Origin of the sequence: Mycobacterium europaeum, from assembly GCF_002102155.1 — a bacterium.
GTDB classification, from domain to species: Bacteria; Actinomycetota; Actinomycetes; order Mycobacteriales; family Mycobacteriaceae; genus Mycobacterium; species Mycobacterium europaeum.
Window position 1 is genome coordinate 17,967 of record NZ_LQOU01000042.1, and the last position, 14,285, is coordinate 32,251.

18 protein-coding genes are annotated in these 14,285 nt (G+C 67.1%); 5 read left to right on the top strand and 13 right to left on the bottom strand.

Annotated elements, in window-relative coordinates:
• Nucleotides 1–36: 36 nt before the first annotated feature.
• Entirely contained in the window at nt 37–1,170 is a 1,134-nt protein-coding gene (locus AWC03_RS19470; protein ID WP_085242355.1) for a CaiB/BaiF CoA transferase family protein, read from the bottom strand.
• Between the two features lie 4 nt (nt 1,171–1,174).
• Nucleotides 1,175–1,618 (bottom strand): SRPBCC family protein, encoded by a 444-nt coding sequence (locus tag AWC03_RS19475; protein WP_067927510.1) that lies wholly within the window; start codon nt 1,616–1,618, stop codon nt 1,175–1,177.
• A 63-nt stretch (nt 1,619–1,681) separates the two neighbouring features.
• Here AWC03_RS19475 and AWC03_RS19480 point away from each other — a divergent pair, with 63 nt between their 5' ends.
• A complete protein-coding gene (locus AWC03_RS19480; protein ID WP_085242356.1) occupies nt 1,682–3,367 on the top strand; it encodes an alpha-keto acid decarboxylase family protein in 1,686 nt (561 codons plus the stop codon).
• A 10-nt stretch (nt 3,368–3,377) separates the two neighbouring features.
• Here the strand turns inward: AWC03_RS19480 and AWC03_RS19485 are convergent, their stop codons facing one another.
• The 5 genes from AWC03_RS19485 to AWC03_RS19505 all read right to left on the bottom strand — a co-directional run bounded on the left by AWC03_RS19485 (nt 3,378) and on the right by AWC03_RS19505 (nt 7,336).
• A complete protein-coding gene (locus AWC03_RS19485; protein ID WP_085242357.1) occupies nt 3,378–3,563 on the bottom strand; it encodes a (2Fe-2S)-binding protein in 186 nt (61 codons plus the stop codon).
• Nucleotides 3,564–3,576: 13 nt separating this feature from the next.
• Nucleotides 3,577–4,203 (bottom strand): fatty-acid--CoA ligase, encoded by a 627-nt coding sequence (locus AWC03_RS19490; RefSeq protein ID WP_085242358.1) that lies wholly within the window; start codon nt 4,201–4,203, stop codon nt 3,577–3,579.
• Nucleotides 4,200–5,603, bottom strand: coding sequence for a FadD3 family acyl-CoA ligase (locus tag AWC03_RS19495; RefSeq protein ID WP_085242444.1), 1,404 nt, complete (start codon nt 5,601–5,603; stop codon nt 4,200–4,202). The genes AWC03_RS19490 and AWC03_RS19495 overlap by 4 nt, the downstream gene beginning before the upstream one ends.
• 35 nt (nt 5,604–5,638) lie before the next feature.
• Nucleotides 5,639–6,829 (bottom strand): amidohydrolase family protein, encoded by a 1,191-nt coding sequence (locus AWC03_RS19500; protein WP_085242359.1) that lies wholly within the window; start codon nt 6,827–6,829, stop codon nt 5,639–5,641.
• An 84-nt stretch (nt 6,830–6,913) separates the two neighbouring features.
• On the bottom strand, nt 6,914–7,336 hold the full coding sequence (locus tag AWC03_RS19505; protein WP_085242360.1) for a lipoprotein LpqH: 423 nt from the start codon (nt 7,334–7,336) through the stop codon (nt 6,914–6,916).
• Nucleotides 7,337–7,450: 114 nt separating this feature from the next.
• Between AWC03_RS19505 and AWC03_RS19510 the strand changes: the two genes are divergently transcribed.
• Both AWC03_RS19510 and AWC03_RS19515 read left to right on the top strand, forming a co-directional pair.
• Nucleotides 7,451–8,197, top strand: a complete 747-nt coding sequence (locus AWC03_RS19510; RefSeq protein ID WP_085242361.1) for an enoyl-CoA hydratase/isomerase family protein — start codon at nt 7,451–7,453, stop codon at nt 8,195–8,197.
• On the top strand, nt 8,194–8,619 hold the full coding sequence (locus AWC03_RS19515; RefSeq protein WP_167542622.1) for a hypothetical protein: 426 nt from the start codon (nt 8,194–8,196) through the stop codon (nt 8,617–8,619). The genes AWC03_RS19510 and AWC03_RS19515 overlap by 4 nt, the downstream gene beginning before the upstream one ends.
• Here AWC03_RS19515 and AWC03_RS19520 read toward each other — a convergent pair.
• The gene (locus AWC03_RS19520; protein ID WP_085242362.1) at nt 8,535–9,236 is read right to left on the bottom strand and encodes a TetR/AcrR family transcriptional regulator; all 702 of its coding nucleotides are present in this window, start codon (nt 9,234–9,236) and stop codon (nt 8,535–8,537) included. The two genes, AWC03_RS19515 and AWC03_RS19520, sit on opposite strands and share 85 nt — an antisense overlap.
• A gap of 184 nt (nt 9,237–9,420) precedes the next feature.
• Here AWC03_RS19520 and AWC03_RS19525 point away from each other — a divergent pair, with 184 nt between their 5' ends.
• Entirely contained in the window at nt 9,421–10,716 is a 1,296-nt protein-coding gene (locus AWC03_RS19525; protein ID WP_085242363.1) for a cytochrome P450, read from the top strand.
• A 1-nt stretch (nt 10,717) separates the two neighbouring features.
• On the opposite strand, the gene AWC03_RS19530 is transcribed toward AWC03_RS19525, so the two are convergent.
• Genes AWC03_RS19530 through AWC03_RS19545 form a run of 4 tightly spaced genes read right to left on the bottom strand, consistent with a single transcriptional unit; the run spans nt 10,718 to nt 13,165 of the window.
• Nucleotides 10,718–10,996, bottom strand: coding sequence for a cytochrome C oxidase subunit IV family protein (locus AWC03_RS19530; protein WP_085242445.1), 279 nt, complete (start codon nt 10,994–10,996; stop codon nt 10,718–10,720).
• A 5-nt stretch (nt 10,997–11,001) separates the two neighbouring features.
• Nucleotides 11,002–11,580 (bottom strand): cytochrome c oxidase subunit 3 family protein, encoded by a 579-nt coding sequence (locus tag AWC03_RS19535; RefSeq protein WP_085242364.1) that lies wholly within the window; start codon nt 11,578–11,580, stop codon nt 11,002–11,004.
• A complete protein-coding gene (locus AWC03_RS19540; RefSeq protein ID WP_085242365.1) occupies nt 11,580–12,386 on the bottom strand; it encodes a hypothetical protein in 807 nt (268 codons plus the stop codon). Before AWC03_RS19540 ends, AWC03_RS19535 begins: the two co-directional genes overlap by 1 nt.
• Nucleotides 12,383–13,165 (bottom strand): hypothetical protein, encoded by a 783-nt coding sequence (locus AWC03_RS19545; RefSeq protein WP_085242366.1) that lies wholly within the window; start codon nt 13,163–13,165, stop codon nt 12,383–12,385. Before AWC03_RS19545 ends, AWC03_RS19540 begins: the two co-directional genes overlap by 4 nt.
• A gap of 109 nt (nt 13,166–13,274) precedes the next feature.
• Here AWC03_RS19545 and AWC03_RS19550 point away from each other — a divergent pair, with 109 nt between their 5' ends.
• Complete coding sequence (locus tag AWC03_RS19550) at nt 13,275–13,877, top strand: TetR/AcrR family transcriptional regulator (protein WP_085242367.1); 603 nt, start codon at nt 13,275–13,277, stop codon at nt 13,875–13,877.
• Between the two features lie 3 nt (nt 13,878–13,880).
• Here AWC03_RS19550 and AWC03_RS19555 read toward each other — a convergent pair whose 3' ends face one another.
• Complete coding sequence (locus tag AWC03_RS19555; protein WP_208859369.1) at nt 13,881–14,264, bottom strand: hypothetical protein; 384 nt, start codon at nt 14,262–14,264, stop codon at nt 13,881–13,883.
• Between the last annotated feature and the right edge of the window lie 21 nt (nt 14,265–14,285).

Below are 14,285 nucleotides of genomic sequence, written 5' to 3' on the forward strand. Positions count from 1 at the left end.
GGTCCACCCGCGGATCGGTTCGGCGTAAAACGCTGGCTACCAATCGATTTCGGCAAGGGGCGTGGTGGCTGCCGGTGGCCGCCCGACCGGTGCGGCCGGGGTGCGCGAGAAGCGCGGGCCCGGTGCCGCCTGGTCGACGCCGTGCGCGGTGACGATCGTGGCCCGCGCCCTCAAGTGCTCGTCGGCGGCCGCTTCGTTCCACGTCAGCACCGGGGTGACGCACGCATCGGTGCCGGCGAAAACGGCCATCCATTCGTCGCGGGTCCGGCCGGCGAACCGTTGCGCGAAGACGTCGTACATCCGCCGGTAGGACCCGGTGTCGAGCTGGGCGGGCACCTCGTCGGGGGACAGGCCCAGCCCGGCCAGCAACGCCGCGAAGAATTGCGGCTCGATGGCGCCGACGGCCACATACTTGCCGTCGGCGGTTTCATAGCAGCGGTAGAACGGGGCGCCCCCGTCGAGCAGGAACGACTCCCGCCGGTCGCGCAGCGCCCCGGTGGACTTCATGGTCCACATCATCTGGGCGAGCAGGCTGACGCCGTCCACCATCGCCGCGTCGATGACCTGACCTCTGCCCGAACGTTCCCGTTCGTACAGCGCGACGGCGATGCCGAGCAGCACCAGCATCGACCCGCCACCGAAGTCGGCGACCAGGTTCAGCGGCGGCATCGGGGGCCGGTCGGCGTAGCCCAGCGCGGACAGCGCGCCGGTGCGGGACAGGTAATTGATGTCGTGGCCCGCCGTCTGGGCCAGCGGCCCGTCCTGCCCCCAACCGGTGATCCGCGCGAAGATCAGGCGCGGATTGACCGCCGCGCACTCGTCGGGACCGATACCGAGCCGTTCGCAGGTGCCGGGCCGGAAACAGTCCAGCAGCACGTCGGCTTTGGCGGCCAGATCCAGCAGCGCCCGCGGCTGCGCCTTGACGTCCAGGTCGACGATCCGCTTCCCGCGATGCAGCAGATCGCGATCCTCAGGCGGCATCACCAAGCCGCCCCTATGGTGGCGATCCGCCGCGCCCGGCTTCGCCGCGCTCGCGATCGCCACGCCGGGCCGGCGCACCCGCACCACATCGGCGCCCAGGTCGGCGAGCATCATCCCCGCGTGCGGCCCCGGTCCGATCCCGCCGAGCTCGATCACCCTCACCCCGGCCAGCGGCCCGCCGTCGCCCACGCGATCAGTTGCCCTTCTTGACCTTGAGCACCCGCTCGCGCAGCGCCTTGGTCGCCGAATCGATCGTGCCCTTCACGGCGCGTTTCAGGACGAACCCGGGCAGTGGCACGTTGGGGTCCGCGAGCAGCTCGAACTTGACCAGCGTCGCCTCGCCCTGCGGTATCAGGGTGTACTTCCCGTCCTGCGCCTTCTGCTGCGAGGAGCTGACCAGCTTCCAGCTGACCGAATCCGCCGCCCAGGTGTAGGCCACCACCTGTTCATCGGTGATCCCGGCGACCTTCACCTTCATCTTCACCTGTTCGGGCCGCCCGTCGGCCCCCCTCGAGAGGACTTCCGCACTTTGATGGGGTTCGGACCATTCGGGCATCGCCTCGAAATCGGCGATCACGTCCAGAATCTCCTCCGGGCCGGCTTCGATGACGATGTCGCGGGATTCTTTGAGTGCCATGGCCCGCACGATACTGAAGCGGCGTGGCGGCCGGTACGGATTGGTCCGGGTACCGTCGTGCTTGTGACTGACGCCGCCAGCCAGCCCGTCTACACCGTCGGTGACTACCTGTTGGACCGCCTCGCCGAACTCGGTGTGACCGAGATCTTCGGCGTCCCGGGTGACTACAACCTGGAATTCCTGGACCACATCGTCGCTCACCCCAGCATCCGGTGGGTGGGCAGCTCCAACGAGCTCAACGCCGGCTACGCCGCCGACGGCTACGGCCGGCTGCGCGGAATGTCGGCCGTGGTAACCACTTTCGGCGTCGGCGAGCTGTCGGCGGCCAACGCCATCGCGGGCAGCTACGCCGAACAGGTGCCCGTCGTGCACATCGTCGGCGGGCCCTCCAAAGACGCGCAGGGCACGCGGCGCGCGCTGCACCACTCGCTCGGCGACGGGGACTTCGAGCACTTCTTCCGGATCAGCCGCGAGATCACCTGCGCGCAGGCCAACCTCATGCCCGCGACCGCCCGCCGCGAGATCGACCGGGTGCTGTCCGAGGTGCGCGAACAGAAGCGGCCCGGCTACATCCTGCTGTCCACCGACGTCGCCCGCTTCCCCACCGAACCGCCCGGTGACCCACTACCCCGCTACACCGGCGGCACCAGCCCGCGCGCGCTGTCGCTGTTCGTCGAGGCCGCCTCGGCGCTCATCGGCGACCACCAGCTGACCGTGCTGGCCGACTTGCTGGTGCACCGGCTGCAGGTGGTCAAGGAGCTCGAGGCGCTGCTGACGGCCGACGTGGTGCCCTACGCGACGCTGATGTGGGGGAAGAGCCTGCTCGACGAAAGCTCGCCCCACTACCTGGGCATCTACGCGGGCTCGGCCAGCGCCCCGGCGGTGCGCGCCGCCATCGAACAGGCGCCGGTCCTGGTGACCGCCGGCGTGGTGTTCACCGACATGGTGAGCGGCTTCTTCAGCCAGCGGATCGACCCGGCGCGGACCATCGACGTCGGGCAGTACCAAAGCAGCGTGGCCGGCGAGGTCTTCGCGCCGCTGGAGATGGGCGCCGCGCTGGAGGCGCTGGCCACCATCCTGACCCGGCGTCCGGTCTCGTCGCCGGCGGTGGCCTCGCCGCCCGCCGAAGCCCTGCCGCCTCCCCCGCCGCGCGATCAACCGCTGACGCAGGAAATGCTGTGGGACCGCCTGTGCACAGCCCTCACCCCGGGCAACGTCGTGCTCGCCGACCAGGGCACCTCCTTCTACGGCATGGCCGACCACCGGCTGCCGCAGGGCGTCACCTTCATCGGCCAACCACTTTGGGGCTCAATCGGTTACACGCTGCCCGCGGCGCTGGGGGCGGGGGTGGCACACCCGGACCGCCGGACCGTGTTGCTGATCGGTGACGGCGCCGCGCAACTGACGGTGCAAGAGCTGGGCAACTTCTCGCGGGAAGGGCTGTCCCCGGTCATCGTGGTGGTGAACAACGACGGCTACACCGTCGAGCGGGCGATCCACGGCGAGACGGCGCCCTACAACGACATCGTGAATTGGAGGTGGACGGAGATCCCCGGCGCGCTCGGGGTCGCCGACCACCTGGCCTTCCGGGTGCGGACCTACGGGGAACTCGATGACGCCTTGACTGCCGCCGCGCAGCACTCCGACCGCATGGTGCTCGTCGAGGTGGTCTTGCCGCGGCTCGAAATCCCCCCGCTGCTGGTCGAACTCGTCCAGCCGATGTCGCCGGACGGCAGCGTTCGCCGCTAGGGCCACCGCGTCAGGATCGTGTGGGTGCGCCGTTCGGGCCCGACGACCGCAGTATCGCCTGGACGGTTCGCCGGCAGCGGCCGCAGTCGGCACCCGCCCCGCAGGCCTGTGCGACGTCCTTGGTCGTGCACGCCCCGGCCTCGACCGCCTCGGTCACCGTTTGGCTGGTGACGCCGTTGCACAGGCACACGAACATTCCCGGTGGCCGCTCAGTCCGCCTCGATGCGCATCATGTTGGTGAATCGGCCGACGAAGACCGGCGGGTAGGGCCCCACCCCCGCGCCGGACATCCATTCGGCCGCGGCGTCGGGATGCTCGATCCATCGCCGCGCGCTCTCCTCGTCGGGCAACTCCGACATGATCAGCACCTCGTGCTCATCGTCGAACGCCTGGAAGATCCAGGTCTTGCGGATGCCGGCCGCGACGAATCTGTCGGTGGCCGAGGCGACTTCGGCGGTCAGGGCCGACACGTCGTGGACCGAGGCGATGGTGGCGACGACCACGCCCGGCGCCTCCGGGGTCGCGGTGGGTGCCGGGACGAATCGGTCGACGATCTCGCCGGCGAAGACGGCGGGTATGTCGTCCACGCCGGCCGCGTCGAACCAGTCGAAGAAGACCCGCGACCGCAGCAGCTCGACGATCGGCTCGCGGCTGTGGACGCCGATCATCACCAGCACGCGGCCGTAGTCATGCGTCGAGGTGTAGACCAGCACGTGGTGGGCGCCGATGTCGGCCAGCGCCGCCTTCCTGCGCTCGAGCAACGGCCATACCCGGCTGGGATCCGGAACGCGGTAGTCCGACGCGATCACCATCGAATGAATGTCGCCGTCACTCAACGGAGTTGATCCTTCATCACTTTCCCGGTGGCATTGAGCGGCAGCGCGTCGAGAAACTGGATGGATCTCGGCGCCTTGAAACCAGCCATCCGCTCCCGGCACCATATCAGCAGGTCATCCTCGGCCACCGGTGTTTTCGCCACCACGAAGGCCTTGCCCACCTGGCCGAGGCGGTCATCGGGGACACCAATGACGGCGGCCTGTGCCACCGCCGGATGCTCGAGCAGGTAGCCCTCGATCTCCGCCGGGTAGGCGTTGAACCCGCCGACGATGAACATGTCCTTCTTGCGTCCGTCGATGCACAACCGGCCCGCGGCATCGAGCCGGCCCAGATCGCCGGTGTGCAGCCAACCGTCGGCATCGATCGCCGCGGCGGTGCCCTCCGGATCGTCGAGGTACCCCTGCATGACGCCGTACCCGCGGACCAGCACCTCGCCGTCCCCGGCGATGCGCACCTCGACCCCCTCGCAGGGCAGGCCCGCGGTGGTAGCCACGTCCTCGAATGAATCGCCGTGCCGGGACAGGGTGACGTTGCCCGCCTCGGTCAGCCCGTATCCGGTCATCAGCGTCTGGAAGGGCAATTCGCCGTGGATGCGGCGGACCAGTTCGACGGGGATGTCGGCGGCGCCGGTCACGCCCGCCCGCAACGTCGCAAGCTTGGCTTTGTCGGCGACCGTCAGCAGGGAGTGATACAGCGTCGGCGGGCCGGGCAGCATCGTGACGCGTTCGCGTGCAATGAGATTCACCACCGTGTCGACGTCGAAAACTGCGACCGGCAGCATCGTCGCGCCGCGGAGGAACGACGTGACCAGCCCCGCCTTCAACCCGAAGGTGTGAAAGTACGGGTTGATCTGCAGGTAGCGGTCGCCCTCGCGCAGATCCGCGAGCGTCGCCCACTCCTCGTACATCCGCAGCGTCTGGCGATGGTTCATCATCGCCCCCTTGGGGCGCCCGGTGGTGCCCGAGGTGAAGATGACGTCGGCGATGTCGGTGCCGCTCACCGCGCGCTCGAACGGTGAGCCGCCGGACAGGAAGTCCGACTTCACATCGATGACCGGCACACCGGCGGGGGCGGTGTAGTCCTGTCCCAGGAAACCCTTCTGGGCCAAGACCGCCTTCGCCTTGCTGCGGACGATGATGTCGGCCGCTTCGTCGGTCTTGAACCGCGTATTGACCGGAACCAGCACGCCGCCCGCGGCGAGCACCCCGAACGCCGCGATGATCCACTCCGCCGAGTTGGGCGCCCAGATCGCGATCCGGTCACCCTTGTCCACGCCGAGGCCGGCGAATGCACCTGCGGCGCAGCGGATCCGCTCGACCACTTCGGAGAAGGTGAGGCGCAGCGGACCGTCCACGATCGCTTCCGCGTCGCCGAAGCGGTCCGCCGCGCTCAAGACCATCTCGGGGATGGTCTGCCACTCGTTCTTGGCCGACGTCACACCGTGACGAGTCGGCCGAGGTTCCCACCCATGATCTTCGCCTGGTCGTCGACAGGCAGGTGCGACAGCGCGTTGATGTAGAAGGTCGGCTCGGCCAGCCCCTCCGGGTGCGGCCAGTCCGAGCCGTACAGCACCTGGTCCACACCGACGAGGCTGATCAGGTCGTCGATGCCGTCCTCGAAGAACGGGCTGACGTAGATCCGGTTCTTGACGGTCTCGACGGGGTCGCTCGGGAAGGCTTCCGGCGCCTTCCGGTAGACCTCGGCCAGGCCGTCCAGCAGGGGGGTCATCCACTTCGATCCGGCCTCGACGATCGCGACCTTCAGCTTGGGATGGCGGTAGAGCGCGCCGTGGATCACCCAGGAGCCCACCGCATCCTGAATCGGCCGCCACTCGTTGAGGATGCCCATCGCGTTGGTCTGGAACGGCAGCATCTCCTGGTCGGCACCGTCCCACTCGGAGGTGTACCGGGAGTAGCCGCTGTCGGACGAGTGCATGCCGACCAGCAGGTCGTACTCGACGACCCGCTCCCAGAACGGGTCGAACTCGGGCAGCGCGAACGACCGGGGACCGCGGAATCCGGGGACCGGCGCCGGGCGGATCAGGATGCACCGCGCGCCGCGCTTGACCACCCACTCCAGCTCCTCGATCGCCTTCTCGACGATCGGCAGGGTGATCACCGGGGTGGTGAAGATGCGGTTCTGGTAGTTGAAGCCCCAGACCTCGTCGAGCCACTGGTTCAGCGCGTGGATCAGCACGTGGATGGCGACCGGGTCGTCGCGCAACCGCTCCTCGATCAGGCTGGCCAGTGTCGGGAACATCAGGGTGCGGTCCAGGCCGAGCTCGTTCATCTTCTCCAGGCGCGGGCCGGGCTCGAAGAACGCCGGGATCGCGCGCATCGGCTCGCCGAACAGCTCCCGCTTGCTCTTGCCCTCGGGGTTGCCGTACTTGAAGTACTCCTCCCAGGCGCCCGGCCGGGCGACGACCTCGAAGGTCGGGTTGGGAATGTAGTTACTGATCACCCCGCGGAGCGCGATCTTGGTGCGCCCGTTGATCTGCACGTACTGGACGTAGTCCTTGTACTCCTTGGGCAGGTACTTGGTGAGCGCCTCCGGCGGCTCGTAAAGGTGATTGTCCGCGTCAAAGAGCGGGAACGGGACGTCCTCCCGATGCGACAACTGGCCCATGAAATCCTCCTTCGCAAATTATGAGAATACTATTCTCTCGTGGCGCCGAACCGCAACGGGGCCCCGGCAGTCTCGGGGAACCGGTCAGCAGGTGGCGACGATTTTGAAGGTGGCGGTGTCGGGTTGGTTGGGCTTGTCGGCTTTGTAACCGTGCGCGGAGCCGGTGATGGTGAACCGGTCGCCGCTCAACCTCGTGTCCGCGCCGCCGTCGCCGCCCCGCGAGTACATGCCGGTGAAGCCGTTCACGTTCCGGATGTGCACGGACTCGGCGCTGACGGCGTCCCCTTGCTCGTCGACGACGATTCTGGCTCCGGCGAAATCACCGCCGATGTCGATCGTCCGGGTCCATTGCAGTTGGCCGCACTTGACGACGTTGAACTTCGTTTCGCTTCCGTTGACGGTCACCGACGCGGTGCTGGACAGCCGGGACGGCGGCCGCGGAGTGCACGCCCCGATCATGGTGACGGCGAGCGCCGCCATGACCGCGGCCCCGATTCGATCCCGCAAGGGGTGCCCCTGTCTTTGCTGACGGATAGCGCTTCGGCCTGCAACGACGATGTTATTCTCTGCACTTCAGACAAATGCCGATATCGTCTGTTCTCGTCCAAGGAGCGATGACGCATGGTGGACCTCGAGATCGACGACGGGCTGGCGGTGCTCACCATCGATCGGCCTCACGCGCGCAACGCCATCGCCCTGGACACCATGCAGCAGCTGGAAAAGGCACTCGATGCGGCGGCGGGCGCCAAGACCCTGGTGATCAAGGGCGCGGGTGATCGGGCTTTCGTGTCCGGCGGCGACCTCAAGGAGCTGCGCGCGCTGCGCACCGAAGAGGATGCCGCGGCGATGGCCAAACGGATGCGGGCGATCTGCGATCAGCTCGCCGGCTTCCCCGCTCCGGTGATCGCCGCGCTCAACGGTCACGCCTTCGGTGGCGGCGCCGAGGTCGCCGTCGCGGCCGACATCCGGGTGGCGGCCGACGACGTCAAGATCGCGTTCAATCAGGTCGAGCTGGAGATCATGCCGGCCTGGGGCGGCGCCGAGCGGTTGGCCGAGCTGGTCGGAAAGAGCCGTGCGCTGTTGCTGGCCGGCACCGGAACCGCCCTCACCGCGGACGAGGCCGAGCGCATCGGCTTGGTGGACCGGGTGTTGCCACGCGCCTCGTTCGACCAGGGCTGGCAATCCATCGCGAGGTCGCTGGCTCGCCACCCGGCGACCGAGATCAAGCGCGTAATCAACGGAGCTTCGGCGGACGAAGCGATAGCATCCTTTGCGCGGCTGTGGGTTGCCGACGCGCACTGGCGAGCCGCGGAACGGGTGATGAACCGCACCATGAGTGCGCGACGGGCCTCCGGAGGAGCGAAATGAGGGCCAGACTGGCGGGCGCGGCGACGTTGTCGGTGCTGCTGGTGGGTGCGACCGCGTCATTCGTGAGCGCCGGCCATGCCCGGGCCGACGACCCGGTCATGCATCACGTCAAATACACCGTGACGGCGAAGAATCCGATCTACACCGACATCTACTACCTGGACCACCAGCCGGAGAAATTCTCCGATTACAGCCACAACCCTTACTCGTTCACGCCGCACGTCGATGTCGACCTCGGCCCCGGCACGCCGTGGAGCTTCGACCTGGACATGTCGAACCCCGACGATTACGCGATGGTCGTGGCGAGCACGGGTACGGAACCCGGCACGCCGGGGCTTCACTGCGATCTGGCGGTCGACGGCGCCGTGGTCGTATCCAAGGACGGCCCCAAGGGCGTGCTCTGTTCGCTGCGCAACTGGTGAACAACCCAGGTCTGCGGCACACCATCGATCGGCTGCGGCTCGCCTTCCAGGCGCCGCAAGTGATGTTCGACTAATTGCACGGTTTCGGCGTGGCCGCTGGACATGCCGATCGCCCGCTCGAGGACCAGGAATCTCGACAAGCTGGACATGAGCACGGTAACCACCACCGGCGGCATCTCTTCTCTGGCCACTCCGTACCGCTGCAAGGCGGCCGTCACCGCTTGTCTTTCCTCTTCGCGCAAACGTTCGGCGTAGTAAGCGATTTCGGCCCGCAACTCCTTGCGGTGGTTGGCCAGCGCCATGAATTCCATCGAAATCCGCGTGAACGCGGGATCGGTGCCGAATCGCCACAGCGCCCACAGCGGCTGCGGCGACTTCATCAACTGCGCATGCACCGCGAGCGCTTCCTCACCGCGGCGGCGGAACACCTCGAGGAACAGCTCCTCCATGGTGCGGAAGTAATAGTGCACCAGTTGGGGCTTCAGCCCCGCCTTGTTCGCGAGGCGGCGCGACGTGACTGCGGCATAGCCCTCGTCGAGCATCAGCTGCTCGGCCGCGTCGAGCAGCAGACCGCGATTCTTCGCGTCCGGCGCCCCGATCCTGCGGACCGATGTCATCCCGCTACTCCGTCCCTGCCGCTCGCGTGCCGACCACGGAAATCGTATCGCGGCAAGGCGTTGCGACCTTGACCACGACATTACCGCCGTGCTAAGCAGGTGCTCAGCAGATTCTCGAAACGGGGGCGGTTCCGCATGCCGACGAACCCCACCGGTAAACCCAGCCCAGGGAGACGCACAGCCAATGAGTGACTACGACTCGATCGACTTCTTCACCGATCCGTCCCTGGTTCCCGATCCGCACCCCTACTTCGACTACCTGCGCAGCCAGAACCCGGTGCTGCGCCTGCCCCACCACGGGGTCGTCGCCGTCACCGGATACGACGAAGCCTGCGAGGTCTACAAGGACCCCGAGACGTTCTCCAACATCGTCGCGCTCGGCGGTCCGTTCCCCCCGCTGCCGTTTGCGCCCGAGGGCGACGACATCAGCGCGCTGATCGACCGGCACCGCAGCTATTTCCCGATGAACGAGCACATGGTCACCATGGATCCGCCGGACCACACCAAGGCCCGGTCGGTGCTGAGCAAGCTGCTGACCCCGAGCCGGCTCAAGCAGAACGAGGAGTTCATGTGGCGCCTCGCCGACCGTCAGCTCGACGAGTTTCTGCACAACGGCGAGTGCGAGTTCATCGCCGAGTACTCAAAGCCGTTCGCCACGTTGGTGATCGCCGACCTACTGGGCGTGCCGGAATCCGACCACAAGGAGTTCCGCAAGGTGTTGGGCGCCGACCGTCCCGAGGCGCGGGTGGGCGCGCTGGACCACGAGTCCGTCGGTATCAACCCGCTGGAGTGGCTCGACGAGAAGTTCTGCAACTACATCGAGGACCGGCGACGCGAGCCGCGTAACGACGTCTTGACCTCGCTGGCGTCGGCGAAGTACCCCGACGGCTCGACGCCGCCGGTCATCGAGGTGGTCCGCTCGGCCACGTTCCTCTTCGCCGCCGGCCAGGAGACCACGGCGAAGCTGCTCAGCGCCGCGCTGCAGGCGCTCGGGGACCGACCCGACATCCAGCAGGAGCTGCGGGAGGACCGCAGCCTCATTCCCGGCTTCATCGAGGAATCGCTGCGGATGGAGAGTCCCGTCAAGAGCGATTCGCGGCTGGCCGTCAAGAAGACGACCATTGGCGGGGTCGAGATCCCGGCCGGCACCGTGGTGATGGTCCTTCCGGGTGCGGCCAACCGCGACCCGCGCCGGTTCGAGAACCCGCACGAGTTCGACCTGCACCGGCGAAACGTGCGCGAGCACATGGCCTTCGCCCGCGGCGTCCACTCGTGCCCCGGCGGACCGCTCGCCCGGGTCGAGGGCCGCGTCTCGATCGAGCGCCTGTTGGACCGGATGGCGCACATCGAGATCGACGAAGCCCACCACGGGCCCAGCGCCGACCGGCGCTACACCTACGAGCCGACGTACATCCTGCGCGGGTTGAGCGAACTGCACCTGACGTTCACCACCGCGGACGCGGTGGCGCCGGTCGCCTGAATCAGGCCGCCGCGCCGACGAAGTAGCAGCCCAGCAGGGCGGCGGCCATCACGATCACCCACGCGTCGGTCAACCTGCACAGCGCTACGGGGGCGTTGCGGACCTCCATGAACTCGCGAAAGATGATGCGCACCTTGATGAGTGCGATCACGACGACGCTCGACGTGACGATCGCGCTGGATCTCGGCGACACACCGGCGGAATGGTCTATCCACAGGTAGGCCAGCGTCAGCGACGCCAGGATCAGCCATACCACCAGCAACCGCTTGTTGAACTTCATCCCGGTCACCTCACCACGTACAGCAACGCGAAAATGAGCACCCAGAGGAAATCAACGGTGTGCCAGTAGGTCGCACAGGTCTCGACAATCTCCTGCTCCCGTCGCGCCGCACCGCGCAGCTGGTACACGACCACGCCCAGGGCGACGAAGCCGATCAGCAGGTGCACGAAATGGATTCCGGTGAGAAAGAAGTAGTAGGTGAAGAAGTCGTTGCTGTCCAACCCGTTTCCCATGCGGACCAACCGGACCCATTCGAACACCTTGAAGAACAGGAATACCGCGGCGAATGCGGCCGTGACGAACACGTCTCGCAGCGCGGCCCGGTAGGCGCCGGCGCGGGCGGACTGGACGCACCGCGCCACCGACCACGAGCTCAACAGCAGGACGAGGGTGTTGCAAACCCCGATGCGCAGGTCGAGCTGCGCCTGGGAACGCAGGAAGAGTTCGGGACTTTGGGCGCGGTAGAACAGGTAGAAGCCGAAATAGGCGGTGAATATCAAGGTTTCGAACAGCACGAAGGCCCACATGTCGGGCTGCCCGGGCACAGACCTGGCGGGTGCGTCGTCGTCGGCCAGGTCGGTCATCACGCGGCCGCCCGGGTGCGGGCCAAGCCGGACAGCGGGCCGGTGCCGAGGTCGTCGCGCCGGATCATCCGAAACAGCATGACGATGAACGTGACTTGATAGATGCCGAACACGACCATGTCCAGCCACCAGGCGATCTGGCCATTCCAGGCCAGCACGCCGCGCCGGAAGATCCAGCACGGTGCCACCACGACCTCGGTGAGCGCGTTGCACAGGTTGAGATAGCCGAACCACTTGGGGAATACCCGGTTCTTGTCGAGCAGGATCGCGACCATCCAGATCAGCGAGCCGATCAGGAACACGCCCATGGTTCCGTCGAACGACAAGAAGGCGAAGTCGTAGAGCCAGCCGACGGCTTCGGGGTCGCGCCCGGGCCGCAGCGTCCCGACCATCAGCGCGATGTTGAGCAGCAGCATGCCGGGAACGGCGCTGAGCGAGTAGATGATCAGATATGAATACGCGAACGCCGGGCTGACCGACATGCGCCGCATCGAGTACGCGATCAGGGCGTTGTTGATCGCGATCATGCCGCTGATGGCGAAGATGACGCCAAAGCCAACCGGTATCCCGAGGTGGCGCTCGTGGAACCAGTGCACCTGCGCCGCGAGGTCCCAGGTGGGCTGCGGCGGCGGCTGGACTCGTGCCACGATGAAGAACACCGGGAAGAAGACGTTGTAGAAGACGACGAGTATCCCCCAGGCCAGCCAGAGCTCGCGCTTGGGACCGCGGCGCAAGTGCCAGCCGATTCGCTGATGCAGGGGTCCCGACGGGACGGTGGCCGGCGACGGCGTGATCACCGCGCTCATGCCTCGACCAGTTCCGTTCTCCGTCCTCGGCTTTCGGCCCGCTCGCGATAGATGGTCCGGCCCAGCACCACGCCCATCACGACGATCCAGGCGGCGATGGCGATGTTCTTCACCCAGAAGGACAACAAGCCGTCCCAGGCCAGCGGTCCCGTCAAGGCGACGCCGACGAACGCCGCGGGCACCAGCGCGGCCGCTACGAGAAGGTTGAAGTGCGCGACCCAGCGGTTGAATACCGGGCGCGGTTGGTCGTCGAAATAGATTGCCAGGGAGAGAATCACGCTTTCCCCGATCAGGAACGGAACCAGGATCGTGAAGGTGATCCAGGCGAGGTCGTTGAGCAACTGGGTCAACTCGGGGCTGCGTTCGGGGCGGAAGGCGGCCAGCAGCCAGCACACGTTCGCGACGAGAAATAGTGTCGGGCCGCCGGCCACGCACCCGAGCATCGCGTAGGAGAAGATCGGTGTCCGGTGCGCCATCCTGCGGATCTGCAAGACGATCAGGGCCAGGATCGGCACCAGGCAGACGCCGAACCAGTTGAACAGGATCATGCTGTACCGGATCTCCGGAAGGTGCGCCGGGTCGCGATAGAACGCCGCGACCTGTTCCGCGGGCATCGTCGGTGACATCGGCGGGTTGAAGCCCGGAAACAGGAGGAACCCGGCGATCCAGAGGACCAGTGCCGCTGGCAACGTCCACAACAGGATCAGCTCGCCGTCGGTGCGCCGCGACGGGGCTTGCGCAGCTGGGCGATCGTCTGCACCGCTTCCGTCGACGGACATCGGTACCCCTTCCCCGCATTCCCCGCACGAATCGCCACCCGCACCCGGCTAGTGAGCGAAGCTAGCCGATCGGCTAGCCCCGGTCAAGAGCATCGTCTAGTCTCGGTGGGTGGGAACAGCACGGCAACAGGTCGCCGGTGGCCAATTCCGGCTGATCGAGCACAGCGCGGCCCGGACCCGGGTGCTCGATGCCGCGTTGGAACTGTTCGCCGCACACGGTGTCAGCGGCACGTCGCTGCAGATGATCGCCGATGCCGTCGGCATAACGAAAGCCGCTGTCTACCATCAATTTCGGACGAAAGAGCAGATCGTCATCGCGGTTACCGAGCGCGAGCTCGGCCGGCTGGAGCCGGCCCTCGAGGAGGCCGAGGCATACGACGACGGGCCCCAGGCGCGAGATGCCTTATTGGTGCGGGTGGTCGAGATGGCCGTTCGCGACCGCCGGTTGGTCCGCACACTGCAATTCGACCCCGTCGTCGTCCGATTGCTGGCCGAGCACAAGCCGTTTCAGGTTTTCATGGACCGTCTGTACCGGGTGCTGCTGAGCGATGCGGGCCTGGACGGGCGGATCGAGGCGGCCATGTTCTCCGGCGCGCTCAGCACGGCGGTCATGCACCCGCTGGTTGCCGACATCGACGACGAGACATTGCTCGACCGGGTTACCGATTTGAGCCGGCGCCTGCTCGGTCTGCCTCGCGAAGGCCACGAGTGATGGCTAGGTATCGGCGCGGACCCAGGTCATGACGCCGTCGTGGGCGAAACAGATGAGGAAAAGGCCGTCGGGCGCCTGCGCGACGTAGTTCTGGTAATTCTGGCAGCTGGCGCCTTCCTCCTTGACGCCCGCCATCGGCGGTGACCGGAACCACCGCGGCTGGTATCTCCTGGGGGAGCCGCAGAACATCAGCCGTCCGGGCTCCGATGCGAACGAAACGTATCCGTCGGCGACACCGAAGGCGTAGTAGGTGGTGTTCTCGCACGGCGCGCCCAGGACCTGATGCGGCATGATGCCCGGGGTGCAGGCGGGGTAGTCGCAAACGGTCGGCCCGGCAAGCGACGGCGGCGCGGCCAGCACGCCGGCGCCGACCAACGCGGCAGCCATTGCCACGAGGAATCGCACCCG

Bases quoted from the DNA above. Each gene is read 5' to 3' on its own strand.
- AWC03_RS19475 (WP_067927510.1), bottom strand. From the start codon at position 1,618: ATGGCACTCAAAGAATCCCGCGACATCGTCATCGAAGCCGGCCCGGAG.
- AWC03_RS19485 (WP_085242357.1), bottom strand. From the start codon at position 3,563: ATGTTCGTGTGCCTGTGCAACGGCGTCACCAGCCAAACGGTGACCGAG.
- AWC03_RS19495 (WP_085242444.1), bottom strand. From the start codon at position 5,603: ATGGTCTTGAGCGCGGCGGACCGCTTCGGCGACGCGGAAGCGATCGTG.
- AWC03_RS19500 (WP_085242359.1), bottom strand. From the start codon at position 6,829: ATGGGCCAGTTGTCGCATCGGGAGGACGTCCCGTTCCCGCTCTTTGAC.
- AWC03_RS19510 (WP_085242361.1), top strand. From the start codon at position 7,451: ATGGTGGACCTCGAGATCGACGACGGGCTGGCGGTGCTCACCATCGAT.
- AWC03_RS19515 (WP_167542622.1), top strand. From the start codon at position 8,194: ATGAGGGCCAGACTGGCGGGCGCGGCGACGTTGTCGGTGCTGCTGGTG.
- AWC03_RS19520 (WP_085242362.1), bottom strand. From the start codon at position 9,236: ATGACATCGGTCCGCAGGATCGGGGCGCCGGACGCGAAGAATCGCGGT.
- AWC03_RS19525 (WP_085242363.1), top strand. From the start codon at position 9,421: ATGAGTGACTACGACTCGATCGACTTCTTCACCGATCCGTCCCTGGTT.
- AWC03_RS19530 (WP_085242445.1), bottom strand. From the start codon at position 10,996: ATGAAGTTCAACAAGCGGTTGCTGGTGGTATGGCTGATCCTGGCGTCG.
- AWC03_RS19535 (WP_085242364.1), bottom strand. From the start codon at position 11,580: ATGACCGACCTGGCCGACGACGACGCACCCGCCAGGTCTGTGCCCGGG.
- AWC03_RS19540 (WP_085242365.1), bottom strand. From the start codon at position 12,386: ATGAGCGCGGTGATCACGCCGTCGCCGGCCACCGTCCCGTCGGGACCC.
- AWC03_RS19545 (WP_085242366.1), bottom strand. From the start codon at position 13,165: ATGTCCGTCGACGGAAGCGGTGCAGACGATCGCCCAGCTGCGCAAGCC.
- AWC03_RS19555 (WP_208859369.1), bottom strand. From the start codon at position 14,264: ATGGCTGCCGCGTTGGTCGGCGCCGGCGTGCTGGCCGCGCCGCCGTCG.